Origin of the sequence: Acinetobacter sp. WU_MDCI_Abxe161 (genome assembly GCF_025514355.1) — a bacterium.
GTDB lineage: Bacteria > Pseudomonadota > Gammaproteobacteria > Pseudomonadales > Moraxellaceae > Acinetobacter > Acinetobacter pittii_E.
The window spans coordinates 76363-103306 of record NZ_JAHPTU010000002.1; the positions used below are offsets into that span (position 1 = coordinate 76363).

Below are 26944 nucleotides of genomic sequence, written 5' to 3' on the forward strand. Positions count from 1 at the left end.
TAATGGCAATGTAAGGACACAACCCATGCAAAATGTACAGTTACTTATTCACGGTCAATCTGTTGATGCATCAAATCAGGCAACTTTTGAGCGTATTAGCCCAATTGATGGCTCAGCGGCAACTCAAGCCGCTGCTGCAACGTTGGAAGATGTTGATCGTGCAATCGATTCGGCACAACGAGCTTTTAAAATATGGTCGAAACTCTCGCCTACCGAACGTCGCTTACGTTTGTTAAAAGCAGCCGATTTAATGGACCAAAAAACTGAGCAATTCATTCAAATTGGAATGCAAGAAACAGGTTCAACTGCGACATGGTATGGGTTTAATGTTCATCTTGCTGCCAACATGTTACGTGAAGCAGCAGCCATGACTACACAAATTGACGGAAGTCTGATTCCGTCAGATGTGCCGGGCAATCTCGCAATGGGTGTGCGGGTTCCTTGCGGTGTCATTGTTGGCATTGCGCCTTGGAACGCCCCTGTCATTTTGGCAACACGTGCGCTTGCTATGCCTTTGGCTTGTGGCAACACCGTTGTATTAAAAGCATCTGAAGCTTGTCCAGCAACACAGCGTTTAATTGGTGAAGTGTTACATGAAGCAGGTCTTGGCGAAGGTGTGGTGAATGTGATTACCCATGCAGCCGAAGATGCCCCACAAATCGTGGAACGTTTAGTGTCTCATCCAGCCGTGAAACGTATTAATTTTACCGGTTCAACCAAAGTCGGAAAAATTATTGCAGAGACTGCTGCAAAATATTTAAAACCAGTTTTACTCGAATTGGGTGGTAAAGCGCCAGTTGTGGTTTTAAATGAAGCTGATATTAATGAAGCCGTAAATGCTGTGGCTTTTGGAGCATTCTTTAATCAGGGGCAAATTTGTATGTCGACCGAACGTGTTTTGGTTCAAGACAATATTGCCGACCAATTTATTGAAAAACTGATTGAGAAAACCCGCTCTATTCAAGCAGGTAATCCAACTTCAAAAGACAATGTACTCGGTGTTTTAGAAAGTCGCCGCGCCGCAAACCGTATTCAGCATTTGCTAGAAGATGCCCAAAACAAAGGTGCTGACTTACCTTTAGGTATCCATATTGAAGACACCACCATGCAACCGACGTTGGTGCTGAATATTAAACCTGACATGCTGCTTTACCGTGAAGAATCATTTGGCCCTGTATGCACAGTTCAACGCTTTTCAAGTATTGAAGAAGGTGTAGCACTGGCAAATGACAGTGAGTTCGGCCTTTCTGCGGCAGTGTTTAGTCAAAATATTTCGCAGGCATTAGAAGTCGCTAAACAGATTGATTCGGGTATTTGTCATATTAACGGCGCGACCGTACATGACGAAGCTCAAATGCCATTTGGTGGAACAAAATCGAGTGGTTACGGACGATTTGGTAGTAAAGTCTCTGTTGCCGAATTTACTGAACTACGCTGGATCACCATCCAAATCCAATCACGTCATTACCCGATTTAGTCAGGCTAATGCGAAGACAGACATATTAAATAAAAATTGCATGATGCAAAAAAATAAAGCGCAGTGATGCGCTTCCCATGGAGTGAAAGAAATGCAAATGAATGCCACTCAATCACAAGACCGCGAACGGTTCGTAAAATTAGGGCAACATGATATTCATTATCACTATAAAGATGACACGCTCTATATCAGCCCAAAAGAGCAATTAAAACCGTATCCACAAAAACTGACAGATCGGTTAATTCATTTTGCGCAAACCAAACCAGACCATATTTTTGCAGCAAAACGCAATGCTCAAGGTGAATGGGTCAAACTAAGTTATGCAGAAGTTTTACAACGTGCATGGCACATTGCTCAGGCTTTACATGAACGTAATTTAAACCAAGAAAGACCGCTGGTCATTTTAAGTGGTAATGATCTCGAACATTTAACACTCTCTATGGGTGCGATGCTGGCGGGTGTGCCATTCTCCGCTATTTCCCCCGCCTATTCTCTTATTTCTCAAGACTTTGGCAAACTCAAACATGTGTTTGAAGTGCTTACACCGGGTATGGTCTATGCCAGCGACGGTCAAGCTTTTGCTAAAGCCATTCAAGCATGTATTACGCCTGATATTGAAGTGGTGACCAACAAGGGTCTTGTGGGCAATCAGATCTGCACGTCTTTTCAATCACTGTTGGATACGCCTGTTTCAAATGTCCAAGAGTTTTATCAAACCCTTGATGAAAACCAGATTGCCAAATTCTTATTTACGTCAGGTTCAACCAAATTACCTAAGGCTGTACCGACCACGCACTTAATGTTGTGTATTAATCAACAAATGCTGTTGCAGACTTTCCCTGAGTTTGAAGAAACGCCGCCTGTCCTACTTGACTGGCTGTCTTGGCACCACACGTTTGGCGGCAGTCACAATGTCGGTATTGCGCTCTATAACGGCGGTACAATTTACATTGATGATGGCAAACCCGTTGCAGGAAAATTTGATGAAACCATTCGTAATCTCAAAGAAATTTCTCCAACTGTTTATTTAAATGTGCCCAAAGGTTGGGAAGAACTCACCGAAGCTTTAGAAAAAGATGAAGAATTAAGAGACCGCTTTTTTGCCAAAGTTAAAATTTTATTCTTTGCAGGTGCCGCGCTTTCAGAAGCGGGCTGGAACAGACTCGATAAAATTGCTCAGCAACATTGCGGAGAAAAAATTCGCATTATGAGCGGATTGGGCATGACTGAAACTGCTCCCTCTTGTGCTTTTACAACTGGCCCACGCGTGATGGCTGGCTTTATTGGTTACCCAGCTCCGGGATGCGAAATTAAGCTAGTTCCATGTGGTGACAAACTTGAGTTCTGTGTTCGTGGCAAACACGTCATGAAAGGCTATTGGCGCTTAAAGGCGGACCAGCAAAGTACTATTTTTGATGATGAAGGCTTTTTCCATACAGGCGATGCCGTTCGTTTAGTCGATATCAATGATCCGACCAAAGGTCTGATGTATGACGGACGAATTGCCGAAGACTTTAAACTTAACACGGGTACTTTTGTGAATGTCGGCACACTACGCAATAAAGTACTGATTCAAGGTAATTTACTGGTTCAAGATGTTTGTATTACAGGTTCAAACCTAAATGCTGTTGGTTTTCTGATTTTTCCAAAACTAGATGCTTGTGCTCAACAAGCTGGCCTTAAGCTGGGTGAACATTCTGCAACAGAGATACTACAGCATCCTAAAGTCCAGCAATGGTTCCGCCAATTTTTAACAACCTTTAATAAAGATGCGACCGGTAGCTCAAATACAGTCTCAATGCTTTATTTAATGACCGAGCCACCTCAACTTGATGCAGGTGAAGTGACCGATAAAGGCAACCTCAATCAAAGCAATATTACTAAACGTCGATCCGCTTTAATTGATGAACTTTATCAAAAGCAGACTGATAACCCGCTGATTATTCGGGTGCCCACCTTAAAGCAATAAGCAATTGAAATAAAAAAAGGAAGCTCAAACTTCGGTTTGGGCCTTAGCCTCACTTTTGCCTAAAAAAGGTTCAACATGCCACACGATACAGAATTTGAACTATTTCGGGACAGCTATCGCAGATTCTTAAAAGAACAGGTTGCTCCGTATTATGAACAGTGGGAACACGATGGCCTTATCCCACGTGATCTATGGCTTCGTCTTGGGGAAAATGGCTTTTTGTGTGTTGATGTGCCCGAGGAATATGGCGGTTACGGCGCTCCTGTTCATTACTCACTCATGCTGGTTCAAGAAACTGCTCAAGCGGGCTTTGCATCTTTGGCTGTTGCCATTGGTGGACAAAATGAGTTGGTCTCTCCTTACCTGCAAAATATTGGAACTGAAGAGCAAAAACGCTATTGGTTACCCAAAATGGTGACAGGTGAAGTCGTCACTGCAATTGCCATGACAGAGGCCAATGCCGGTTCAGACTTACAGGCCATACGCACTCAAGCCATTTTAGAAAATGATCATTACCGTATTAATGGTTCAAAAACCTTTATCTCAAATGGTTTGCATGCTGACCTGATCGTTCTGGTAGCAAAAACCGATCCGCAAGCCAAAGCAAAAGGCATTTCGATTTTACTAGTCGATGCTGCATTAGACGGCGTTAAAAAAGGTCGCTCTTTACAAAAAATCGGGTTACATGCCCAAGATACAGCCGAACTATTTTTTGATGATGTCTGTGTGCCTGCAACTCAGCGTTTGGGTGAAGAAGGACAAGGCTTTGCCTATTTAATGCAAGAATTACCTCGCGAACGTTTAAGCATTTCCATGATGGCTTTGGGGTCAATTTTAGGTGCCATAGAACTCACCAAAGACTACGTGCTGGAGCGTAAAGCTTTCGGACAGCCTTTAAGCCAAATGCAAAACACGCGCTTTGTTCTCGCAAACGCGCAAATTAAAGCAAAAGCCGCTCAAGCTTTTGTAGACCAATGTGCAGCGCTGTATCAACAACACCAGTTAAGCGTCACTCAAGTTGCCGCACTGAAATGCTTTATTACCGATGTCCAATGTGAAGTGATTGATCAATTACTTCAGCTTTTTGGTGGCTACGGTTACATGCAGGAATATCCGATTTCACGCTTTTTTGTGGATGCGCGGGTACAAAAAATTTATGGGGGAACCAATGAAATTATGAAAGAAATCGTCGCCCGAAAACTGCTCGGAAAATAATTCGATTTAAAAACCAAATAAGGCAGACACAACAACTATGCCTTGTTGAAAACAAAAAATGATATTTTCAGGAAGAAATGCTATGTCGAAATTATGGATGTACTCTACCCTTATGCTCTCAAGTTCAGTGTGGGCTGGCAGTTTTATTGATAATAGTTCAGTAGAACTCACCACACGTAATTTCTATTTTGACCGCGACTACCAAGAGCAATCTGCTTACCCTGCTGCCAAGGACTGGACACAAGGGTTTATTCTTAAAGCCAATTCAGGTTATACCGAAGGGACTGTCGGTTTCGGGCTGGATGTGCTTGCAACGGCAGGCTTTAAACTCGATGCTGATGCAGAGCATGGCGGTACAGGAAACTTACCTAGAGACACGCGTACCAATGAACCTACTGACTCTTATGGCGAAATTGGGGTCACAGCAAAAGCCAAAATGAGCCAGACTGAGTTACGTATTGGTACGCTCATGCCAATGAACCCTGTTTTAGTGGCGTCACCTGCTCGTTTGCTTCCTCAAACTTATCGAGGAATTTCACTAACCAGTAAAGATATTAAAGACTTTGATTTACAGGCAGCCTATCTCGATAAAGTGAATCATCGGGATTCGACCAACTATGAAAAAATTAAAATTTCAGGCGTAAATGGACGATTTAAAAGTGCCGAAACTGATGAACTTTATTATTTAGGTGGAAACTATCAGTTTAATCCTGCACTCAAACTCACCGCTTTTTATATGGATGTTGATGATCTTTATAACCAAACCATGGTCGGTGCATTACACCAATACAAAATTAATGACACTACTAATTTTAGCTCTCAATTACGTTACTACCGCAGCCGAGATGATGGACAAGCAAAAGCAGGCTTAGTCGATAATGACCTTTACCATGCGCATTTCGAACTCAAACATCAAAACCATAAATTTATTTTTGGAACCTTCCAACATCATGGCGACACCGCCTTTCCATATTTGACTGGCGGTGAAACTGGACTTCTTATTGATACATGGCCGGGCGAGTTTTTAAACCCAAAAGAAAAAGCCTATAGCTTCCGTTATGAATATGACTTTAAAGATTATGTGCCGGGTTTACGTTTTATGACTCGTTACACCACAGGTCACAACATTTATGCACCCAACTTAGGCGGAACCAATTTAAAAGAACGCGAAACAGACTTTGATTTAGGCTACACCGTTCAAAGTGGCTGGTTAAAAAATCTAGGGTTACGCGCGCGTTATGCCATATATGACAACAACATGCTCTCTACAGCCAACATCAAACCTGTAAACGAAACCCGTATCAACATTGACTACACATGGAAATTTAAATAATTCAAAACAAGAGGTTCTGTCGCACATAGAACCTCTTTTTATTTCGGGAATTAAATAATTCAGCATGGACCCTTCACTATGGACCCAAAAATTTTAGAACATTTACCACCCATCCATCACCATTTGGGTGGACACAATATTTATTGGAATGAAAAAAATACTGAGCTCACCATCCACTACACAGCGCTAGAAAGCTTCACCAATCCACGCGGCACCATTGAAGGCGGCATGATCTGCGCCATGCTTGACGACGTAATGGGGCTTTTTGCATTTCTTGCCAATGACCGTAAACCCGCTACCACCATCAACTTAACAATGGATTTTTTAAGGCCCTGTGCTGTGGGCGAAGTCATTACAAAATGCCGATTCATTAAACAAGGCAAAACTGTACTGAATCTCGAAAGTGAAGCTTGGCAAAACAACAAAATGATTGCACGAAGCACAGCTAATTTTTTGGTTTTAGATTAATTGCAAACATTCATTCAATAAGGATATGAATAAATGAATTACACCAACAAAAAACATTTTTGGGCCCAATCAACCTTATTACTTGCCATTACAGCAGTACTGGCGGGCTGTGGTAATGACAATGACAGTACAACATCATCACCAACACTTCCTAAGCTTACTCCTGCTGTTGGCGTAAAAATGACAGGAAGCTGTTCAGACTTACTTGGATTTCAATACAACAATACAGTCATTAGCTCAGCTACTCTTCAAGAAGCAGGTACTTTGACTGTCGCCAACAAACCGATTGGCGCTCATTGTTTAGTCAGAGGTTATATGGACCAACGTGTAAGCCCAGTCGATGGACAAACTTACCAAATTGGTTTTGAAATGCGCTTACCAATAGACTGGAATGGCCGTTTTCTCTATCAAGGCAATGGCGGAACCGATGGTAATTTAGTCCCTGCAACGGGTCAGGTTGGCAGCGGTGGTCCCCTCACCAATGCCCTGCATGATGGTTTTGCTATCATTTCTTCCGATGCCGGACATAATGCTTCACAAAATCCAATGTTCGGTTTAGACCCTCAAGCCAGAATTAACTACGGCTACGGAGCAATTACCAAACTCACGCCTATGGCAAAAAACCTAATTAAAGCCGCATATGGTAAATTGCCAGACCGCTCCTATGCAGGCGGTACATCGAACGGCGGCCGTCATGCCATGATTGCAGCAACTCGTTTGGGCGACCAATATGATGGAATTTTAGCAAGTACACCGGGTTTTCATTTACCTCGTGCAGCCGCGGCTCAACTCTACACAGCGCAGCAGCTTCGTCGTGTTGCAACAGATGAAAATGACCTAAGTACCGCTCTTACTCTTCCAGAGCGTAAAGTATTAGCAAAAGCGATTTTAGATCGATGCGATGCCTTAGATGGTGTTGCAGATGGACTGGTTCAAGATGTCGAAGCTTGCCGTACGGCTTTTGATATTCACAAAGATGTGCCTGTTTGTCCAAGCACAAGGGATGGCTCTTGTTTAAGTATCGAACAAATTGATGTATTAGCCAACATTTACCGCGGCCCTGTAAATTCAGCTGGACAAACGCTCTATGCAACCCAGCCTTTCGACCCCGGTTTAGTCGGCAGTAACTGGGCAAGCTGGAAATTCGAATCTTCGGTAGGAACAGCGCGTGACCCTGTCGCTGTTGGTATTCTTTTTCAGGTTCCGCCCGACCCAACTGTGACTCAAAACTCTAGACAATTTGCCTTTAATTTTAACTTCGATACTGACTATCCAAAACTCTCGGCAACCAATGATATATACACTGAAAGTTCCATGTCATTCATGATGCCACCCGATGAATTGAATCTGGATAAACTCCGTAATCACGGCGGAAAAATGATTGTGGTACAAGGCACAGCAGACGGTGTTTTCTCTGTAGATGACACCCAAAATTGGTATGATCAGCTGCTACAACACTATAAAAATGATGCAAAAGGTACAGCGCCTGAATTTGCACGTTTCTTTAGAGTTCCGGGCATGAACCATACCCGTGATGGCATTGCGACCGACCAATTTGACGCATTGACTGCTTTAGTCAACTGGGTGGAATATGGCCAAGCACCTGACAAAATCATAGCGACTGCACGCGGCGCAGGTAATCCAAGTGGTCAAGTGAATACCGAGCTTCCTCAAGATTGGGCACCTGACCGTACCCGTCCACTTTGCCCTTACCCACTGATTGCCCGTTACAATGGTCAAGGTGATAGCGAGAAAGCTGAAAACTTTAGCTGTAAATAACACTCTATAAAATTAAAAGAGAGCTTAAATAAGCTCTCTTTTTTATCTTAGTTTTAGCTCAAGCTTTACTGCTTAAACTTTTTAATACTTTTAGATAGATGAGCTCGCATCATTTGTCGAGCCAACAAACCATCCTGATCGACAATTGCGTTATAAATATTGACATGATCATGGTGAACCGCTTTTAAATATTCTTCACGGTTTTCGGGACTTTGCTCAATCGATTTTAAGCGTGCACGCGGAATAATTTTTTCACCTAGATACTTTAAAAAATCAACGAAATATTGATTTTCAGAAGCTTCAGCAATCGCAATATGAAAATCATAATCAGCTTTTACTGTGCCATCATTTGCATCTGATGAAATATGACGTTCAAAATCTTCAAGTGCAGCTTTCATTTTATCGATGTGGATTTGCTTACGGCGCTCAGAGGCTAAAAAAACAGCTTCAGACTCAAGGCTAATCCGAAGCTCAAGTAAAGAAACAATATCGTTAATGGTTTCTAAACTGGCATTAGACAGCAAAAAATTCTGTTCAACCGTCTGCTCTTTTACAAAAGTACCAATCCCGTGACGAGTCTCGACAAACCCTAAAGAACGCAATTCAGTGATTGCTTCACGAATAACAGAACGGCTTACTTCAAAAGTTTCAATTAATTCAAGTTCGGTCGGAATTTTCTCTCCGACTTGGAAGTCTCCAGACTGAATTTTTTCGATCAGTTGTTCTACAATAATCTGGCTTAGTTTTTTTGTTGATCTAGGTTTAATTGCGCTAGACATAATCTGAAGAACTCATGAAATGTTGAAAAAATTAGAAAATTCATTTTACTATAAACTTAGACGATAGTCATATTCGGTTTTTATGCCTCTAAGTTATTAAAATCAAAATATTTTATCTCCCTTATCAAACCCTCACACATATTTAAAAAGTAAGCAACTTATGCTTCTGTTAATATTTAATAATGCGTTGAATAAGTTAAAAAATATGCAGCCCAATAGCTTTAATTGAGCTGCACAACTTTTAAATTTGAGCCTGACTTAACTGTCCATTGACCAGACGAGTAATCTGTAGTGGATTACTATCTTTTAATGCATCGGGTAATAAAACTTGTGGTGTATTTTGGAAGCATACCGGACGCAAGAAACGCTCAATTGCTCCCGTACCTACCGAAGTTCCGCGTGCATCACTCGTTGCAGGGAAAGGACCACCATGTACCATCGCATCAGACACTTCAACTCCTGTCGGGAAGCCATTAAACAATACTCGGCCAGCTTTACCAGTTAGCAAATGAAGAAGTTCGCCTGCTTCAGACAACTCATTTTCATCACCAATAATGGTTGCCGTAAGCTGTCCACCTAAAGCCTCAATCCCTTTTACTAAAGTCGCTTCATCCTCTACGCCAATCACAATTGACATTGGCCCGAAAACTTCATGTTGTAGTTTTGGGTTGCCTGACAGTAAAACAGATTGGTCCGCTTTAAATAGATGTGCTTTTGCTTGAGAAACTAGCTCGGCCTCTTGTCCTGTCGCAATAACTTCAAAACCAGCTTCACTGTTTAGAGCATCAATACCTTGACGGTAGCTTTTTAAAGTTCCTTCATTCAGCATGACCTGAGGCACAGCTTTTTGTGTGCTTTCAGCTAAAGCTGCTACGAAACTGTCAAATTCAGGTCCTTGTACGCCTAAAATTAACCCGGGTTTTGTACAGAACTGACCACATCCCATATTAAACGAGGCAACCGTGTCCCGAGCGATTTGTTCACCACGAGAACTCAGCGCTTGAGATAAAACTACTACAGGGTTCACACTCGACATTTCAGCAAAGAATGGAATTGGCTGAGGACGACTCTGCGCAAGGTTATAAAGCGCCATCCCCCCCTCAAGAGAACCTGTAAATCCGGCTGCTTGAATCAGTGGATGTTCTACCAAGTTTGCGCCAATACGGCCGCCAAAAATCATATTGAATGTGCCTTTAGGCATGCCACAAACTTCAATTGCTTTTTCAATGGCTTCTGCAACAAGTTCGGCAGTTGCCATATGACCAGAGTGTGCTTTAAAAACAACCGGACACCCTGCTGCTAAAGCAGCTACCGTATCACCGCCCGCAGTTGAAAATGCAAGTGGGAAATTACTCGCGCCAAATACTGCAACCGGTCCTACTCCAACTTTATATTGACGCAAATCAACACGTGGCAAAGGCTTACGTTCTGGCAATGCCACATCAATACGAGCACCGTAAAAATCGCCACGACGTAAAAGTTCAGCAAACAATCGAAGCTGACCAGTAACACGGCCTGTCTCTCCTTGAAGACGAGCAAGTGGCAAGCCTGTTTCAAGTGAAGCGACTTCTTGCAAGTTCGCACCTAATGCTTCAATTTGGCGAGCAATTTCTTCAAGAAAAGAGGCCCGTTGCTCTTGAGAAGTTTGGCTATAAACTAAAAAAGCGTTATGCGCAGCTTGAGCAGCTTGATCCACTTCTTCAAGTGTTGCCTGACTAAATACATAGCCTGTTGGCTGATAGTCTTTTGCTGCTACACTTTCTAGCGCTGGCGCATTTGCAGCAACGCGTTGCCCATTAATAAACTGCCGACCGTTATTTTTACTCATTTTAAAGCTCCAATACCTAAACAGTTAAAATTATTGCGGACCAAGTGTCGCAATGAGCGCAGCCAAATCTTCATAGTCTGCTTGAGTTAAATCACTTAATGGTGGACGTACTGGACCTGCGTCGTGCCCAACAATTTTGGCACCTGCTTTAATCATGCTTACCGCATAACCTGATTTACGGTCGCGAATTTTAATTAGTGGCAAGAAGAAATCTTTAATCAAACGATTGGTTGTTTCAAAGTCATCACTGCGAAGCGCGTTATAAAACTCCATTGCAGTCTTTGGAATAAAGTTAAATACAGCTGATGAATAAACTGGGCAACCTAAGGCTTTATATGGCGCTGCAAAAACTTCTGCTGTTGGTAAACCACCTAAATACGACAAACGGTCACCCATAGTCTGAGTCACTGCCGTCATCATATCGATTTGACCAGAGCTGTCTTTAAAGCCGATTAAGTTCGGGCACATCTCGGCTAACTTTTGGATTGAATCGAGATTTAATCTTGAAACGCTACGGTTATAAAAAATTACGCCAAAATCTACTGAGTTACATACTTGCTTAACGTGTTCGATCAGACCTTCTTGGCTTGCTTCAGTTAAGTAATGCGGCATTAACAAAATACCGTGTGCACCTAAACGCTCTGCTTCTTTTGCCTGTTCAATCGCCTGACGTGTCGGACCACCTGCCCCAGCAATAATCGGTACACTACCTTTACAAGTGTCGACTGCAGTTTTAATCACGTCAGAGTATTCACTTCCAGTTAACGAGAAAAACTCGCCTGTACCACCCGCAGCAAATAATGCGCTTGCACCATAAGGCGCTAACCATTCAAGACGTTTTGCATAAGAAGATTTATTAAAGTCCCCATTTTGGTCAAAGTCAGTAACCGGAAAAGAAAGAAGGCCATCAGAAACAATGTTTTTTAACTCAAGAGCATCCATTAGAAAATATCCATACATGTTTATGTTGTCAGACATCTTACATCATAAGTTTTCTTCTGATCAATATCTTTTTCCTATGAAAGTTTAAAATTTTAAAAAAGATTAATTTTTGCTAAAATATGACAAAACAACTCATTGTTTTATAGAATATTTAAAAAATCTCTTACTGCGAAAGTGAATAAATAGACATAAAAAAAGCTGCCCATATGGGCAGCAAAACTTTAAGAAAATTCAAAAAGCGAATTTTTCAAAGATATTGGTAAAACATTAACGAACCAAACACGGCTTTTTATTATTAAACGACCAATTTGGTATTAAAAATTGCATCGCATCGGCATCATTACGAGCCCCTAAACCTTTTAATTTATACAGTTCATGGGCTTGATTAATTCGATCCCAGTCCAGCTCAACCCCAAGTCCCGGTGCTGTTGGCACCTGAATTTTACCGTCTTTAATTTCAAGCGGCGCTTTCGTTAGCTGATCTGTACCTTCTTGCCAAATCCAGTGTGTATCAATTGCCGTAACCTTACCTACCGCGGCGGCAGCAACATGGGTAAACATCGCAAGTGAAATATCAAAGTGATTATTAGAATGAGAACCCCACGTTAAATTGTACATATTGCAGAGCTGTGAAACTCGAACCGAGCCTTCCAATGTCCAAAAATGTGGATCAGCCAAAGGAATATCAACGGCTTGCAATTGAATACTATGCGACATTTCTCGCCAGTCCGTAGCAATCATATTGGTCGCAGTGGGTAAGCCTGTTGCACGTTTAAACTCGGCCATAATTTCACGGCTTGAATAACCTTGTTCTGCACCGCATGGGTCTTCTGCATAGGCCAACACGCCTTTAAGATGTTTGCCTAAAGCAATTGCTTCATCTAAAAACCATGCACCGTTTGGATCAAGCGTCACACGCGCTTCTGGAAAACGGCGCGCGATTGCTGTAACAGCTTCAGCTTCTTGTTCGCTCTGTAACACGCCACCTTTTAATTTAAAGTCTTTAAAACCATAACGGTCATAAGATGCTTCTGCTAAACGCTGTACAGCCTCAGGTGTTAACGCTTTTTCATGACGAACTTTATACCAATCATGGTGATGTTGAGGTGTTGTCGCATAGTCTAATGAAGTCTGTTTTCGGTCACCGATAAAGAACAAATATCCTAAAACTTCAACTTCACTACGTTGCTGACCTTCACCAAGCAAACTTGCGACATTCACATTCAAATGCTTACCAAGCAAATCAAGTAATGCTGACTCATAAGCCGTTACAACATGAATTGTGGTACGTAAATCAAAGGTTTGATTGCCTCGACCACCACTGTCACGGTCAGCAAAAGTTTGTTGAATTTTCTTGAGTAGATTTTTATATTCACCAATCGGCTGCCCTTCTACCAAGGCTTTAGCATCATTTAATGTCGCTAAAATTTTTTCTCCACCCGGAATTTCACCTACACCAATATTTCCAGAATTATCTTCGATAATGAGTATGTTACGAGTGAAATAAGGTCCATGGGCACCACTCAAATTGAGCAGCATACTGTCATGTCCAGCAACAGGAATTGCTCGAATTGATTTAACGATAGGTGTAGAGGTCGCCATTAAAATACTCCTTGGCATTCTGATACTATTTTTTCATCACCAAAACTTATAAGACATCAGACAACTTGTCAATATAAAGCCGGATAAAAATTATTTTTCGACCCTACTTGCCAAAATAATATTTTTAATCATATGATGTCATACATCTAAAGACGCGGTTTTAGAACTAGGACTATAGAGTAGATACAAAATTCCGTTTTCTCATCTATTCTATCGATGAATTTGACATGACGTCACCTATTTCACGGATATGCAAATAGGTCGATTATTAAAAGAGTTTGTATATGGATAATCTGCAAACAAATATTGCTGTAGTGACTCAGCAAAGAGCCAAACATACAAAAACTCGCTACTACATTCTTGCGATGATTTTTTTGGTCACGGCTTTTAATTACGGTGATCGTGCAACCCTTTCAATGGCTGCAACGCCAATGTCTCATGAGCTGGGAATCGACTCAGTCACCATGGGTTATATTTTCTCGGCCTTTGCATGGGCCTATGTAATTGGTCAAATTCCAGGTGGTTGGCTACTCGATAAGTTTGGTGCTCGCCGTGTATATTTCTGGAGTCTGTTTTTATGGTCGTTATTCACTGTTTTAATCGGTTTTACCGACATTTTAGGTGATACTGCGACCATTATTACTTCTCTCTTTGTACTCAGATTTTTAGTTGGTTTGTCTGAGTCGCCTGCTTTTCCCGGTAATAGTAAAATTGCTGCTGCATGGTTTCCAACCAAAGAACGTGGAACTGCCGCTGCTATTTTTAACTCATCCTCTTATTTCTCAACCGTACTTTTTGCTCCCCTAATGGGCTGGCTTGTTGCAACCGTCCACTGGCAGTCTATTTTCTGGGTCATGGGTGGTCTTGGAATCATTCTTTCCTTTATCTGGCTCAAGGTCATTTATAGCCCGACCAATCATCCAACAGTAAATCCCGAAGAAGTAAAATATATTGCTTCAGAAGGTGCTTTACTCGATATGGGCGAAAACAGCCAAAACGCTAAAAAAGAGAAAATTACTTGGAGTAAAGTTAAACAACTGCTTGCTTCACGTATGATGCTCGGTATTTTTATTGGGCAATATTGTGTAAATACACTGACCTATTTTTTCTTGACTTGGTTCCCTGTTTACCTTGTGAAAGAAAGACATCTCAGCATTTTAGAAGCAGGTTTTGCAGCAGTTGCACCGGCACTCTGTGGCTTTGTAGGCGGAATTTTAGGTGGCTTGATTTCAGATAAGTTAATTCGAATGAATTACAGCTTAAGCTTTTCAAGAAAGCTCCCCATCGTAGTCGGCTTCTTGGTTTCAACCTCTATCATTATGTGTAATTACGTCGATTCTCAAGCAGCAATCGTATTCTTTATGTCTTTATCTTTCTTTGGGAAAGGCATCGGCTCTTTAGGTTGGGCAGTCATGTCTGATGTTGCACCAAAAGAAATGGTGGGTTTATCAGGCGGAATGATGAATGCGTTTGGTAATACGGCAGGAATCGTGACCCCAATTGTGATCGGATATATCTTGGCAAGTACTGGTTCTTTCAACCTTGCATTGACTTATGTCGGTGTGCATGCGATTGCAGCAGTAATTTGCTATACCGCTATTGTGGGCAAAATCCAGCGCTTCGAGTTAAAACCTACCTCTTAAAACTTTAAGTCATAACGCTTAACAAATTTAAGCGTTATGACCTCTCTTCAAATGTATACAAGGAACGATCATGCTGAAGCCTCTCCTCATAAAAATTAGTCCTCTTGATAATGTAGCCATTGTAGTGAATGACGGCGGTTTACCACCTTCTACACCTATTGAGGAATACCAACTCATCTTGGTTGATCATGTGCCACAGGGACATAAAGTTTTATTAGAGTCATTAAAGCAAGGTGAAGCAATTGTTCGTTATGGGGAAATTATTGGCTATGCCAATAAAGATTTACCCGCAGGTTCTTGGGTAAATGAAGCCGTTACCCAAATGCCCGAGGCACCTGAGCTAGATGATCTTGAGTTAGCAACTCGTCCTGATCCAAAGCTTCCAGCCTTGAGCGGATATACATTTAAAGGTTATAAAAATAAAGATGGCAGCGTTGGCACAAAGAATATTTTAGGTATTACGACCAGTGTGAACTGTGTCGAAGGTATTGTCGATTATGTCGTTAAAATTATTGAACGTGATTTACTTCCTAAATATCCAAATGTAGATGGTGTAGTCGGATTAAACCATTTATATGGTTGTGGTGTGGCAATCGATGCACCCGCTGCAATTGTTCCTATTCGTACAATTCATAATCTTGCACTCAACCCTAATTTTGGTGGAGAAATTATGGTTGTGAGTCTGGGCTGCGAAAAAATGCAACCCGAACGACTTTTAAATATTCCTAAAGAAAACAAATATATTCCCCTAGCAAACGAAGATATTATTCAGTTGCAAGATGAACGTCATAACGGTTTTGAAAGTATGGTCAACCATATTTTAACCGTGGCAGAACAACACCTTGAAAAGCTTAATCAACGTACTCGAGAAGAAGTTCCAGCTTCTCATTTAGTTGTAGGCATGCAATGTGGTGGGAGTGATGCATTTTCGGGAGTTACCTCTAACCCTGCCGTTGGTTTCGCAGCTGACTTGATTGTGCAATGTGGCGGTACTGTCATGTTCTCTGAGGTTACGGAAGTCCGCGATGGCATTCACCTACTTACTCCACGTGCAGCAAATGAACAAGTTGCCAAAGATCTAATTCGGGAAATGAAATGGTATGACGACTATTTAGCAGCAGGCCAAGTAGACCGAAGTGCCAATACCACACCGGGTAATAAAAAAGGTGGACTGAATAACATTGTAGAAAAAGCGATGGGATCAATTGCCAAATCGGGCCGTTCACCGATTGTAGAAGTTCTCGCACCGGGCCAAAGACAGACAAAAAAAGGATTAATTTTTGCGGCAACACCATCAAGTGACTTTATCTGTGGTACGCAGCAAATGGCATCTGGAATTACCGTTCAAGTATTTACTACAGGCCGCGGTACGCCCTACGGATTGGCAGCAGTGCCGGTTATTAAAATGGCAAGCCGAAACAATATTGCAAACCGTTGGTATGACCTGATTGATATCAGTGCTGGTGATATTGCCATTGGAAAGAAAACTATTGAAGAAGTGGGCTGGGAACTTTTTGAACTAATTTTACAAGTGGCTAGTGGCGAAAAACAAACGTGGTCGGATCGTTGGGGTATTCATAACTCACTCGCTGTATTTAACCCTGCACCCGTGACCTAATAAAGTTTAAAAGATGAGGCATATCACCTCATCTTTTTCACATTTCCCATATTAATTACGACACATTTCACCAAAACTTAACATCGCTGCTAAAATAACATCGAAAATTAAGAACTCAATTTCTCTATGCAAAATCAGACTGCTTCAAACCTCCCCTCAACTCAACTTGGAAAAGCACTGCTTTGTCTTATGACATCGGCATTATTATTTTCCATTATGGGAGTGTGCATTCGTTTTGCTTCACAAACGGTAGACAATGCGACTGTCGTGTTTTTTAGAAATGCAGTGGGTTTATTTATTTTTATTCCGATGCTGTTTAAACAGGGTCTAGACTTTATTAAAACCGATAAACTCTGGATGCATACGTGGCGAAGCCTAGTTGGGCTTGCCGCAATGTATGGTTTCTTCTATGCCATTGCGAACTTAAAGCTATCAAATGCCATGGTTTTTAGTTATTCATCTCCTATTTTTATTCCGCTGATTGCATGGCTTTTTTTAAAAGAAAAAATCACCAAATCGATGATTTTTGCCGCAGTTATTGGGCTCATTGGAGTTTTATTTGTCGCTAAACCCGACCAAGGTTTATTTAACGCATTATCTTTTATTGGCTTGGGTGCATGCTTTTTATCCGCAATGGCATTTGTCACCGTAAGAGCTTTAACCAGTACAGAGCCGCCTGAACGTATCGTTTTTTATTTCTGTATTTTTGGTAGTTTAATTTCATCTATTCCGATGTTCTGGCATTGGCGCATTTTCACTTGGCATGAACTAGCTCTACTCATTGCCGCAGGACTTTTAGCAAATATAAGCCAACTGTTTATGTCTTATGCCTACAGCTTGGCACCAGCAGGACAAATTGGCCCAATGAATTACATTGCCATTATTTTTGCAGGTATATGGGGATTTGTTTTTTGGCATGAATTACCTGATCTATTCAGCATTATTGGCATATTTATTATTTTATTTGCGATTTTGCTCTGTAATCCATTTTTGCAAAAAAAGTTGCTCTCTCGATTTAAATAGCGATATACCTGATTCTAATTTAGACACTGTATTCGATACTCATTTGGTGAAATGCCTGTCCAATGACGATAGGCTTTTCTAAAATTAGAGGTATCTGAAAAGCCAATTCTCTCAGCAATTTCATCTACGGTTAAAGTTGTTTCTCGCAAATATTCATCGGCAAGACGGCGCCGAGTTTCATCTAATAATTCTTGATAAGTCAGACTAAAACCTGCCAAGCGCCGATGTAAGGTACGCTTTGACATATGTAAGCGTTCAGCCATTTCTTGGGCCGATGGGAAAAGCCCTGTTCCATCCAATAATATTAAACGGATTGTTTTCACCAACTCAGGCTCTTCAAGTTCAGCAGCACCTAGCATCCGCTCACAAAACGACTTACACATATCAGCGGTAATCGGGTTGGCATTTGGACAAGGTACATCGAGCCACTTTAAATCAAAGTGCCATTGCATCACTCCAGCATTAAACTGAACAGGACAATGAAAGACTTTTTCATATTCTTCTGCATAGTCAGGCGCTGGATAGGGCAACAAAAGCTTCTTCGCTTGAAATGGGCCTTCAAGCACCCGTTCAATTAAGGTTTGCATAGAGCTAAACCAAAACTCGCACACCAAAGGCAAAAGCTTACCAAGTGCAATAATGTCCTGCCCTTCAAAAATCGCAGCATTATCTTGAATATAAAAAGATTTCTTTAAAATAGGCCCTGCAAGCTTAATGTGTCGAATGCCCAGCTCTACTGCTTGTCTAAAATTACGCGAAGAATATAACGCGTAGCCATACACTCCAAAATCTGACAGCCGCTGCTTTTGCCCTGCACGTAAACCAATGAGCGGATCATGAGATAGCTTTTGAATATTGTGAAATAGCTGAATTTTTTGGACTTGAGAAATATATAAAGAGGATTGATTGATCGTATCGGGCGAAATATTTGTGCCAGACAGAACTTCTGATATTGAATGGCCTTGCAAACCCATTTCATCAAACAAACTGGTCAAACCCAGCAAATATGTATTGGCGCCTAAGGATGTATTATCATAATTTCCTTCGATAGTAGCATTTGTATCTTTATAAATATTTTTAGGCATTTAATTCACACCATCCCTAGAGTGACGTGCATAATGGCACTAAACTACCTCTTGTTGTCTCAATTTAACATCGACCATACGACGCTTCAAGCATAAAGTATGATAAGCAAAAGTATGGAAGGAACAATAATGGAACACTCCACTTTAAAAGAATATAGTGGCTCTGCCACTGAACATATGGAACTTATTTTTTCCAAACAACGTGCCAATTTTGAGGCAGATCCATACCCAACTCTTGAAGCACGCCGCACAAAACTGCATCAACTCAAAAAACAAATTATTCGTTATCAAGATGCTTTGGCTGCCGCGATTAATTCCGATTTTAGTTCAAGATCACTTGATGAATCTAAGCTATTAGATTTGCTTGGCTCAGTGTTAGAGGCTGATCATGCAATTCATCATTTACGCCGCTGGATGCGCCCAAGTAAACGCCGTACCGAGCTTTTATTTTTATCGAACCGTTTAAGTGTGCAATACCAACCTAAAGGCGTGGTTGGTGTCATTGTTCCTTGGAACTTCCCCGTTTATTTAGCACTTGGTCCGCTCATTGCCGCGTTAGCTGCAGGCAACCGAGTTATGATTAAGCTACCTGAAATTACCCCAAATACCAATGCAATGCTTCGACGCATGCTTGCCGAAGTCTTTAATGAAGATGAAGTGGCCGTGTTTGGTGAAGAAATTACAGATCCAGCAAGATTTACTTCGTTGCCATTTAACCATATCGTCTTTACTGGTTCTCCTGCGATTGGCAAGGTCGTCATGCGAGCAGCGGCTGAAAATCTAACACCTGTTACGCTTGAGTTAGGTGGTAAATCACCTGCAATTGTAAGCCGCAACTACCCGCTTGCCGATGCAGCAAAACGCATTACGCATGGTAAAGCGACAAACAGTGGTCAAATCTGTGTAGCGCCTGACTATGCGTTGGTTCCCAAAGAAAGTATTGATGAGTTCTTGGATGCTGCAAAATCAAGTTTTATAAAAATGTTTGGTCAAAACATCGCATCTAATGAAAACTACACATCAATTGTAAATGACCGCCATTTAAAACGCATTCAAGATATTTTGACTGATGCACAAGAGAAAGGTGCTCGTGTTATTCCTTGCGACACGTATAGCTTCGACCAACAAGGTCGCAGAATGCCTGTACAGATTGTACTGAATTGCACTCCCGATATGCGCATAATGAAAGAAGAACTCTTTGGCCCTATTTTACCAGTAGTTGCTTATGACTCTTTAGATGATGCGATTACCTATGTGAAATCAGATGAACGACCTTTAGCGCTTTATTGCTTTACGCATAGCTCAGTAGAACGCGACCGGATTTTACGTGAAACTCATTCGGGTGGTGTGACCATTAATGATTGGGGCTGGCATGTAGTTAACCATGATGCTCCTTTTGGTGGTATCGGCAACTCAGGCATGGGGTCATATCATGGTGAAGAAGGTTTCCGTGAACTTTCACATGCAAAAACTGTATTTATTCGCCATAGGTTCTTCCCAACTCAGCTTTTCCACCCTCCTTATGGAACGTTTCTTCAAAAATTAGCAATACGCTTTTTCTTGAAAAAAGGCGATCCGAATATTAAGTAAGGATGATAAAAAAGCCTCATAATGAGGCTTTTTATTTAATCTAAATTAATAAATTTTCTTATAAAGTTACTGTAACTTATTTAAATATAATCAGCCTTTTGTGCTTTCAAAATATCAAGTTGCATCATTTTTTTCTTTTTATATTTATAGGCAATAAATAAACCAATAAACCAAATTGGTGAGCATTCAAGCGCAATTAAAGTGTCATGATCTAAAGCCAAAATTACAATAGTAAAAACTAAAAATAACATGGTCAGCCATGCCATAAATAAACCACCTGGCATTTTATATTGAGATTGAATATGTAATTCAGGGAATTTTTTACGATAAGAAATATAAGAAAGCACAATCAACATAAATGTAAAAATACATAAAATTGAAGTCAGTGCTGAAATAATCGTAAATGCGGTCATGACATTAGGCACAATAAATAAAATAGATGTTCCCGCTGTCACACATGCCATTGAAAATACTAAACCTCTAATAGGAACTTTTCTTTTTGACAGTTTACTAAAGCTTTTAGGTGCATCGTTGTCTAACGCTAGACCGTATAACATCCGGCTAGTCGCAAAGATCCCACTGTTTGCAGAAGATAAAGCCGAAGTCGCAACAACAAAATTGATTAAACCTGCTGCAATTGGTAATCCAACTAAAGTAAACATTTCTACAAACGGACTTTTTTCTGGTGAAACCTTAGCCCAAGATGTGACCGCAATAATACAAACCAATGCACCTACATAGAATAGCAAAATGCGTAAAGGAATAGAGTTAATCGCTTTTGGAAGTGATTTATGTGGGTCTTTGGTTTCAGCAGCAGTTGTACCAACAAGCTCAATACCCACAAACGCAAATATGGCAATTTGGAAGCCTGCCAAGAAACCTGTTACACCATAAGGAAACATCGATTCTGTTTCAAACAAATGGCTCATTGAAGCCTTAACACCATTTGGTGAAGTAAACCCAGTACCAATTAAATAAATACCAGCCAGAATAAATAGAATAATTGCAGTAATTTTGATGAGTGAGAACCAAAACTCAAGTTCACCGAACAATCGAACGGCCACAAAGTTAAGTATGGTTAAGATGGCCAATGATGTAAATGCCGGAATCCAGACGGGTAAATCGGGATACCAAAACTGCATGTACCCTCCGATTACAATGACATCGGCAATCGCAGTAATAATCCAGTTACACCAGTAGGACCAACCAAGGAAAAACCCCGCCCATGGACCGAGATAAGCTGTTGCAAAATCTGCGAAGGTTTTAAAATTAGTGTTCGCAAGCAACAATTCACCCATTGCCCGCATCACGAAGAAAAAGAAGAAACCAATAATTAAATAGGTTAAAACAATTGAAGTACCCGAAACACTTAATGTTTTCCCGGAACCCATAAATAATCCAGTACCAATTGCACCACCGATTGCGATCATCTGAATATGACGATTTGTCAATGAGCGCTGCAATTTCTCTTCTTCTTGATCAGTCATATGTTGACTACCAAGGAGATCTCCTTCCAGGAACTGCTTTCCTTTATTCTTACTCATGTAATATTTACTCCAATTTATAGCAACCGTCGTAAATGCTTTAATAATAAATAAATTATATGATTATTAATTTAATCCATTAAACCATTCTAAAAATATTATTAAATCACTTAAGACCTTATAAATTCCTTTTTAAAAGCTATCACCTATAACAATAAAAATTATTCATCATTCCTTTCCTTCATTATTATATTAGCCCGCTCTTCTCAATATATTTTCAATAAATACTTAAAATATATAAATTAATTAAATATTTTAATTACTTACCCTTTATATATAGAAAAACAGGCTAATTAATCTCAGCTCAGCGAGCAAGATTGTATTTATCCATATACTCATCTTGCGCTAGCGATAATATATTATTCCTTCTTAAATTTGGTGAAATGTGTAGTATTACTGATTAATTAACAGCCATTCGAAAATGATTAGTCTCTTTGAGCTTCTTTACCACTTCTGGACTCGCAACCTGTTTAACTTGAACACTTAGCACACGAACCAAAGAGCCATTTTCGACATTCAATTGTTTTGCCTGTTCTTTTGTTAACTGCAATATGTTCTGATGAGGCTGGCTATACACAAGAATGGCGCGATAATTTTCATAATCATCATTAGCCACAATGTAAGACTCATCCCCTACAGCGATATTTTGAGGCTGTTCGATTTGAACCGTTACAGACTGGCTCTCTTTAATTGCCCGTAAATTTTCGATATCCGCTTGTAGCGTTGCGCCCCCATCAAAAATATCGACATAGCCTTTATAGCGTAGTCCCTCTTCAAGCAGCAGGTTGTAGGCTGGTCGAGTATTCGGATGCACAATGCCAATTGCGGCTTTAGCATCGTCAGGTAACATATCGACATAGAGTGGATGTCTTGGCATCAGCTCAGCAATAAAAGCCTTCTGCCCTACACCACTTAAATAATCGGCCTTGGTAAATTCGATATTAAAAAACTTATGACCTACCGCATTCCAAAATGGTGACTGCCCATTGGCGTCAGAATATCCGCGCATTTCGGCAACAATCGTTTCTTCAAAATATTGACGGAATGCTGAGAGAAATAAGAAACGGACTTTAGATAAAAATTTGCCATTTTTATTTAAGCGATAGTCAGGATCTAAAAATAAAGTACAAAGCTCACTACAGTTGGTATGGTCATTACTCAAATACAAAGTCGGTAAAGCGTTATAAACACTTAACGGTTCTGACGCATGCACTTGTGTCCCAACATGGAAGTTATACCAAGGCTCTCTTAACCCAAGTGCCACTTCAATACCGCAAACGCCGACAACTTTGTTGAGTTCAGTATCTTCTAAAACAAATAAGTAAACCTGATCTGCCTTTGGGAGTTCGCCTGCGACTGTTTTACATGCCCGTTCAATCCGAGCAGCAAGCTTTTCCATATTTGGCTGCAAAGAGGTCAAACCAAAACCTGCTTTTTGCGCCAACAGGTAAAGGTCATTAACATCTTTAGGTTCAATATAGCGAATAATCATCATGCTGCTTGTTCATCCTTTTGAATTTCTACAAAGCGAGCAAGCGCACGTTCAAAGCGTTTTAGACCTTCATCAATATCAGCAAATGGAATAATTAAAGATGGCGTAAAACGGATAACATTTGGGCCAGCAATCAAACTCAATAAACCTTCTTCGCCCGCAAGATTATTAATATCTTTTGCTTTACCAGCAAATTCGGCTTTTAAAGCACAGCCAATCAGCAAGCCTTCACCACGAATCATTTCAAAAATTTCATATTTTTCATTTAATTTATTTAAAGCGTTTTTATAGTAGTCATGACGCTCTTTAACACCCTCAAGTACTTCAGGCGTATTAATAAATTCAAATACTGCACCCGCAACCGCACTTGCTAGCGGGTTACCACCATAAGTCGTGCCATGTGTACCTACTGAAAAATGTGGGGCAAACTTATCGGTTGTTAACATTGCACCGACTGGAAAACCGCCGCCCAATGCTTTTGCAGTGGTTAACACATCTGGAATAACACCAGAGTTCATGTAGGCATAAAGTGCACCGGTACGGCCAACACCCGTTTGTACTTCATCAAAAATCAGTAAGGCACCGAACTCATCACACAGTGCACGCAAACCTTTTAAAAATTCAATGTCAGCAGGAATAACGCCGCCTTCACCTTGGATTGGCTCAACAATAACAGCACATGTTTGCTCATTAATTACTGCTTTTGCAGCTTCTAAATCATTAAAGGCAACATGGTTGATACCATTTGGAAGTGGTGCAAAGTCTTGTGAATATTTTGGCTGCCCACCTGCTGAAACGGTAAATAAGGTACGGCCGTGGAACGCATTGTTAAATGCAACGATGCCGCTTTTGCCATCTACACCACTGTCTAAACCAACTTTACGAGCCAATTTTAATGCAGCTTCATTGGCTTCTGCACCTGAGTTACAGAAGAATACTTTATCTGCAAATGTATTTTCGGTGAGTTGTTTTGCAAGACGTAGAACAGGTTCATTTGTATAACCGTTACCAACGTGCCAAAGTTTTGTTGCTTGTTCTGTTAAAGCATTTACTGCCACTGGATGCGCATGACCTAATGCGTTTACTGCAATCCCGCCTGCAAAATCGATATATTCTTTATTTTCTTGATCCCAAATACGTGAACCTTCACCACGTACCGGAATGAAATTTGCCGGTGCAAAAACTGGAACCATCCACTCATTAAAATTATTTCTAGAAACTGTAAAATTATTCATCTTATCTAATCCATTAAATTGAATTATTGGGCTTAACTGATGTCCCTATTATTCAAAATCAAATTGATTCAAAAAATTTGTATTTTAGTAAAAAATGAATTATTTTTTACCAATTTGATAATTGACAATTACAATATGGACAACATTGATCAAATTATTTTAGGTTTACTTAAAGATAACGCACGAATGTCCGTTACCGAGTTAGCCGAAAAAGTTCACGTTTCACGCGCAACGGTTAAGAAGAGAATTGAATATTTAGAGTCTTCGGGCATCATTACCGGGTATACGGTACGGTTTAAACCCAATGCAGAACGCAACGTTATCCGTGCATGGATGAGCATTATGGTTGAAGGGACCAAAGCACAGTCTGTGATTAAAGAATTACGCCTCGAAAGTGCCGTGGAATGTCTGCATAAAACCAATGGCAAATGGGACATTCTGGTCGAGCTACGTTCTGATACCTTAGAAAACTTCGACAAAGTTCTAGAAAGAATTAGAAATATTTCAGGTATTTATAACAGTGAAACCAGTATTCTGCTTGCGAGTCATAAGACCTAATCATTCACTTTAATTTCAAATCATAAAAACGAAATTGATGAGCTAAGCATATGGTTTAGTTCATCAAGTGGCTTTTTAATTAGAAAAATTCTGCTCTTGCCTTTCCTTAAATCTCTTGAACTATTACGACAATCAACATCTTCTAAAAATCCTCAATAAATTTTTAATTTTTTTTAAATAATCAAATCAAAAACTTAAAATCTAATCTGATTTAAATTCCAACTTTTTTCACCCACTCCCCTTATCAAAGCATTTGACAGAAAATTTAAAACATAATACATATAGTCTTATATGTTATATGTTAAAACCTAAGGACAAGGTACAAAAAATGGCTAAAACTCAACTACAACACTTTATTAACGGCGAATATGTTGCTAGCAAAGGATCTGATTACTTCGATTTGGTCAGCCCCGTGACTGGTGAAGTTTATGCACAATCACCGAATGCAACTGAGGCAGAAGTTGATGCAGCTTATGCTGCTGCAAAAGAAGCATTTAAAATTTGGGGACGTAGTACACCTTCGACTCGTCAAAAAGCATTATTAAATTTGGCAGATGCTATTGAAGCAAATGCAGAGCGTTTAATTGAGGCGCAAAGTCGTAATACAGGTCAGTTAAAACACTTAATTGCATCTGAAGAAGTGGGTGCCTCAGCAGATCAGGTTCGTTTCTTTGCAGGCGCTGCCCGCTTACTCAATGGCACAGCTTCAGGTGAATATTTAGAAGGTTTAACCTCTTCTATTCGCCGTGAACCTGTCGGTGTGGTTGGCCAAGTTACACCTTGGAACTATCCACTCATGATGGCTGTCTGGAAAATAGCACCGGCTTTGGCTGCAGGTAACACAGTGGTACTTAAGCCAAGCGATACGACGCCTGAAAGTACGCTTTTATTAGCAGAAATTGCAGCGCCATTTTTCCCTAAAGGTGCATTTAACGTGGTATTAGGTCAGGCTCAGGTCGGTTCAAAAGTTGTATCACATAAAACCCCTGCTCTTGTTTCTATTACAGGTTCGGTTCGTGCCGGATTACAAGTTGCAGCTTCTGCCGCAGCAAATTTAGCGAAAGCTCATCTTGAGCTTGGTGGTAAAGCGCCTGTGGTCGTTTTTGAAGATGCTGATCTTGATAAAGCAGTTGAAATGATTGCTTTAACGGGCTATTTCAACGCAGGACAAGACTGTACTGCGGCAACACGTGTGATTGTGGCTGAATCTGTTCATGATGAATTTTTAGCTAAGCTTGTTGAAGCTGCAAAAAATACCCGTTTCGGTGAACCTGATGATCAAGACGCACTTTATGGTCCGCTTAACAATGCCAATCAATTAAAAAATGTTAAAGCCTTCATTGACAACTTACCTGCTCATGCCAAAGTTGAAACAGGCGGTAAACAAGCAGGCCGTCCAGGCTTCTATTTTGAACCCACTGTTATTAGTGGCTTAAAACAACACGACGAAGCCATTCAAAATGAAATTTTTGGACCAGTGATTACCGTTCAGAAATTTACAGATGAAAATGATGCGATTGAAAAAGCCAACGACGTTGAATATGGCCTAGCTTCAAGTGTTTGGACCACAGATCATGCCCGTGCAACTCGTCTGTCTCGTGAACTGGATTTCGGTACAGTTTGGATTAACACTCATATTCCTTTAACCGCAGAAATGCCACACGGTGGTTTCAAAAAATCAGGTTATGGTAAAGATTTATCTGGCTACGGTTTTGAAGAATATACCCGTATTAAACATGTGATGAGTTCAAACGAATAATAACA

20 protein-coding genes are annotated in these 26944 nt (G+C 40.6%); 12 read left to right on the plus strand and 8 right to left on the minus strand.

The features are described 5' to 3' along the window. The first annotated feature begins 25 nt into the window (after positions 1–25). The 6 genes from KTI78_RS02245 (at position 26) to KTI78_RS02270 (ending at position 8241) form a co-directional block, all read left to right on the plus strand. Positions 26–1477 (plus strand): aldehyde dehydrogenase, encoded by a 1452-nt coding sequence (locus KTI78_RS02245; RefSeq protein ID WP_262445062.1) that lies wholly within the window; start codon positions 26–28, stop codon positions 1475–1477. An 82-nt stretch (positions 1478–1559) separates the two neighbouring features. After that, positions 1560–3446: a feruloyl-CoA synthase gene (locus KTI78_RS02250; protein WP_224992435.1), complete on the plus strand. Its 1887-nt coding sequence runs from the start codon at positions 1560–1562 to the stop codon at positions 3444–3446. 75 nt (positions 3447–3521) lie between these two features. Beyond that, on the plus strand, positions 3522–4661 hold the full coding sequence (locus KTI78_RS02255) for an acyl-CoA dehydrogenase family protein (protein WP_262445063.1): 1140 nt from the start codon (positions 3522–3524) through the stop codon (positions 4659–4661). A gap of 82 nt (positions 4662–4743) precedes the next feature. Continuing rightward, complete coding sequence (locus KTI78_RS02260; RefSeq protein ID WP_262445064.1) at positions 4744–5994, plus strand: OprD family porin; 1251 nt, start codon at positions 4744–4746, stop codon at positions 5992–5994. 78 nt (positions 5995–6072) lie between these two features. Beyond that, positions 6073–6462 carry a PaaI family thioesterase gene (locus KTI78_RS02265; protein ID WP_262445065.1) on the plus strand — a complete coding sequence of 130 codons (390 nt, stop codon included), beginning with the start codon at positions 6073–6075 and terminating at the stop codon, positions 6460–6462. A 33-nt stretch (positions 6463–6495) separates the two neighbouring features. Then, on the plus strand, positions 6496–8241 hold the full coding sequence (locus KTI78_RS02270; protein ID WP_262445066.1) for a tannase/feruloyl esterase family alpha/beta hydrolase: 1746 nt from the start codon (positions 6496–6498) through the stop codon (positions 8239–8241). Between the two features lie 65 nt (positions 8242–8306). Here KTI78_RS02270 and KTI78_RS02275 read toward each other — a convergent pair whose 3' ends face one another. From KTI78_RS02275 to gudD, 4 genes are all read right to left on the minus strand, one after another. Further along, the gene (locus tag KTI78_RS02275) at positions 8307–9020 is read right to left on the minus strand and encodes a FadR/GntR family transcriptional regulator (RefSeq protein ID WP_005042034.1); all 714 of its coding nucleotides are present in this window, start codon (positions 9018–9020) and stop codon (positions 8307–8309) included. 241 nt (positions 9021–9261) lie between these two features. Next, on the minus strand, positions 9262–10848 hold the full coding sequence (locus KTI78_RS02280; RefSeq protein WP_262445067.1) for an aldehyde dehydrogenase (NADP(+)): 1587 nt from the start codon (positions 10846–10848) through the stop codon (positions 9262–9264). A 30-nt stretch (positions 10849–10878) separates the two neighbouring features. Next, complete coding sequence (gene kdgD / locus KTI78_RS02285; protein ID WP_009387806.1) at positions 10879–11790, minus strand: 5-dehydro-4-deoxyglucarate dehydratase; 912 nt, start codon at positions 11788–11790, stop codon at positions 10879–10881. Between the two features lie 267 nt (positions 11791–12057). Continuing rightward, positions 12058–13392 carry a glucarate dehydratase gene (gudD, locus tag KTI78_RS02290; protein WP_262445068.1) on the minus strand — a complete coding sequence of 445 codons (1335 nt, stop codon included), beginning with the start codon at positions 13390–13392 and terminating at the stop codon, positions 12058–12060. Positions 13393–13676: 284 nt separating this feature from the next. Between gudD and KTI78_RS02295 the strand changes: the two genes are divergently transcribed. From KTI78_RS02295 to KTI78_RS02305, 3 genes are all read left to right on the plus strand, one after another. Beyond that, positions 13677–15035 carry an MFS transporter gene (locus tag KTI78_RS02295; protein ID WP_031947758.1) on the plus strand — a complete coding sequence of 453 codons (1359 nt, stop codon included), beginning with the start codon at positions 13677–13679 and terminating at the stop codon, positions 15033–15035. Positions 15036–15105: 70 nt separating this feature from the next. Beyond that, entirely contained in the window at positions 15106–16653 is a 1548-nt protein-coding gene (garD, locus tag KTI78_RS02300) for a galactarate dehydratase (RefSeq protein ID WP_262445069.1), read from the plus strand. 126 nt (positions 16654–16779) lie between these two features. Then, on the plus strand, positions 16780–17676 hold the full coding sequence (locus KTI78_RS02305; protein ID WP_057106428.1) for a DMT family transporter: 897 nt from the start codon (positions 16780–16782) through the stop codon (positions 17674–17676). 14 nt (positions 17677–17690) lie between these two features. On the opposite strand, the gene KTI78_RS02310 is transcribed toward KTI78_RS02305, so the two are convergent. Then, positions 17691–18761: an AraC family transcriptional regulator gene (locus KTI78_RS02310; RefSeq protein WP_262445070.1), complete on the minus strand. Its 1071-nt coding sequence runs from the start codon at positions 18759–18761 to the stop codon at positions 17691–17693. Between the two features lie 129 nt (positions 18762–18890). Between KTI78_RS02310 and KTI78_RS02315 the strand changes: the two genes are divergently transcribed. Further along, positions 18891–20351 carry a coniferyl aldehyde dehydrogenase gene (locus KTI78_RS02315; RefSeq protein WP_262445071.1) on the plus strand — a complete coding sequence of 487 codons (1461 nt, stop codon included), beginning with the start codon at positions 18891–18893 and terminating at the stop codon, positions 20349–20351. Between the two features lie 80 nt (positions 20352–20431). Here the strand turns inward: KTI78_RS02315 and KTI78_RS02320 are convergent, their stop codons facing one another. The 3 genes from KTI78_RS02320 to KTI78_RS02330 form a co-directional block, all read right to left on the minus strand. Continuing rightward, positions 20432–21895 (minus strand): amino acid permease, encoded by a 1464-nt coding sequence (locus KTI78_RS02320; RefSeq protein WP_224992418.1) that lies wholly within the window; start codon positions 21893–21895, stop codon positions 20432–20434. Between the two features lie 400 nt (positions 21896–22295). After that, positions 22296–23390, minus strand: a complete 1095-nt coding sequence (astA, locus tag KTI78_RS02325; protein ID WP_224992417.1) for an arginine N-succinyltransferase — start codon at positions 23388–23390, stop codon at positions 22296–22298. After that, positions 23387–24622 carry an aspartate aminotransferase family protein gene (locus tag KTI78_RS02330; protein WP_262445072.1) on the minus strand — a complete coding sequence of 412 codons (1236 nt, stop codon included), beginning with the start codon at positions 24620–24622 and terminating at the stop codon, positions 23387–23389. The genes astA and KTI78_RS02330 overlap by 4 nt, the downstream gene beginning before the upstream one ends. Positions 24623–24757: 135 nt before the next feature. Here KTI78_RS02330 and KTI78_RS02335 point away from each other — a divergent pair, with 135 nt between their 5' ends. Next, positions 24758–25180: an Lrp/AsnC family transcriptional regulator gene (locus tag KTI78_RS02335; RefSeq protein ID WP_002120489.1), complete on the plus strand. Its 423-nt coding sequence runs from the start codon at positions 24758–24760 to the stop codon at positions 25178–25180. Positions 25181–25508: 328 nt separating this feature from the next. After that, a complete protein-coding gene (locus KTI78_RS02340) occupies positions 25509–26939 on the plus strand; it encodes a gamma-aminobutyraldehyde dehydrogenase (RefSeq protein WP_262445073.1) in 1431 nt (476 codons plus the stop codon). Positions 26940–26944 lie beyond the last annotated feature (5 nt).

Coding starts and splice junctions, on each gene's coding strand:
- KTI78_RS02270 (WP_262445066.1), top strand. CDS start 6,496: ATGAATTACACCAACAAAAAACATTTTTGGGCCCAATCAACCTTATTA.
- KTI78_RS02275 (WP_005042034.1), bottom strand. CDS start 9,020: ATGTCTAGCGCAATTAAACCTAGATCAACAAAAAAACTAAGCCAGATT.
- kdgD (WP_009387806.1), bottom strand. CDS start 11,790: ATGGATGCTCTTGAGTTAAAAAACATTGTTTCTGATGGCCTTCTTTCT.
- KTI78_RS02330 (WP_262445072.1), bottom strand. CDS start 24,622: ATGAATAATTTTACAGTTTCTAGAAATAATTTTAATGAGTGGATGGTT.
- KTI78_RS02340 (WP_262445073.1), top strand. CDS start 25,509: ATGGCTAAAACTCAACTACAACACTTTATTAACGGCGAATATGTTGCT.
- KTI78_RS02255 (WP_262445063.1), top strand. CDS start 3,522: ATGCCACACGATACAGAATTTGAACTATTTCGGGACAGCTATCGCAGA.
- KTI78_RS02260 (WP_262445064.1), top strand. CDS start 4,744: ATGTCGAAATTATGGATGTACTCTACCCTTATGCTCTCAAGTTCAGTG.
- KTI78_RS02245 (WP_262445062.1), top strand. CDS start 26: ATGCAAAATGTACAGTTACTTATTCACGGTCAATCTGTTGATGCATCA.
- gudD (WP_262445068.1), bottom strand. CDS start 13,392: ATGGCGACCTCTACACCTATCGTTAAATCAATTCGAGCAATTCCTGTT.
- KTI78_RS02265 (WP_262445065.1), top strand. CDS start 6,073: ATGGACCCAAAAATTTTAGAACATTTACCACCCATCCATCACCATTTG.
- astA (WP_224992417.1), bottom strand. CDS start 23,390: ATGATGATTATTCGCTATATTGAACCTAAAGATGTTAATGACCTTTAC.
- KTI78_RS02320 (WP_224992418.1), bottom strand. CDS start 21,895: ATGAGTAAGAATAAAGGAAAGCAGTTCCTGGAAGGAGATCTCCTTGGT.
- KTI78_RS02335 (WP_002120489.1), top strand. CDS start 24,758: ATGGACAACATTGATCAAATTATTTTAGGTTTACTTAAAGATAACGCA.
- garD (WP_262445069.1), top strand. CDS start 15,106: ATGCTGAAGCCTCTCCTCATAAAAATTAGTCCTCTTGATAATGTAGCC.
- KTI78_RS02315 (WP_262445071.1), top strand. CDS start 18,891: ATGGAACACTCCACTTTAAAAGAATATAGTGGCTCTGCCACTGAACAT.
- KTI78_RS02280 (WP_262445067.1), bottom strand. CDS start 10,848: ATGAGTAAAAATAACGGTCGGCAGTTTATTAATGGGCAACGCGTTGCT.
- KTI78_RS02295 (WP_031947758.1), top strand. CDS start 13,677: ATGGATAATCTGCAAACAAATATTGCTGTAGTGACTCAGCAAAGAGCC.
- KTI78_RS02310 (WP_262445070.1), bottom strand. CDS start 18,761: ATGCCTAAAAATATTTATAAAGATACAAATGCTACTATCGAAGGAAAT.
- KTI78_RS02305 (WP_057106428.1), top strand. CDS start 16,780: ATGCAAAATCAGACTGCTTCAAACCTCCCCTCAACTCAACTTGGAAAA.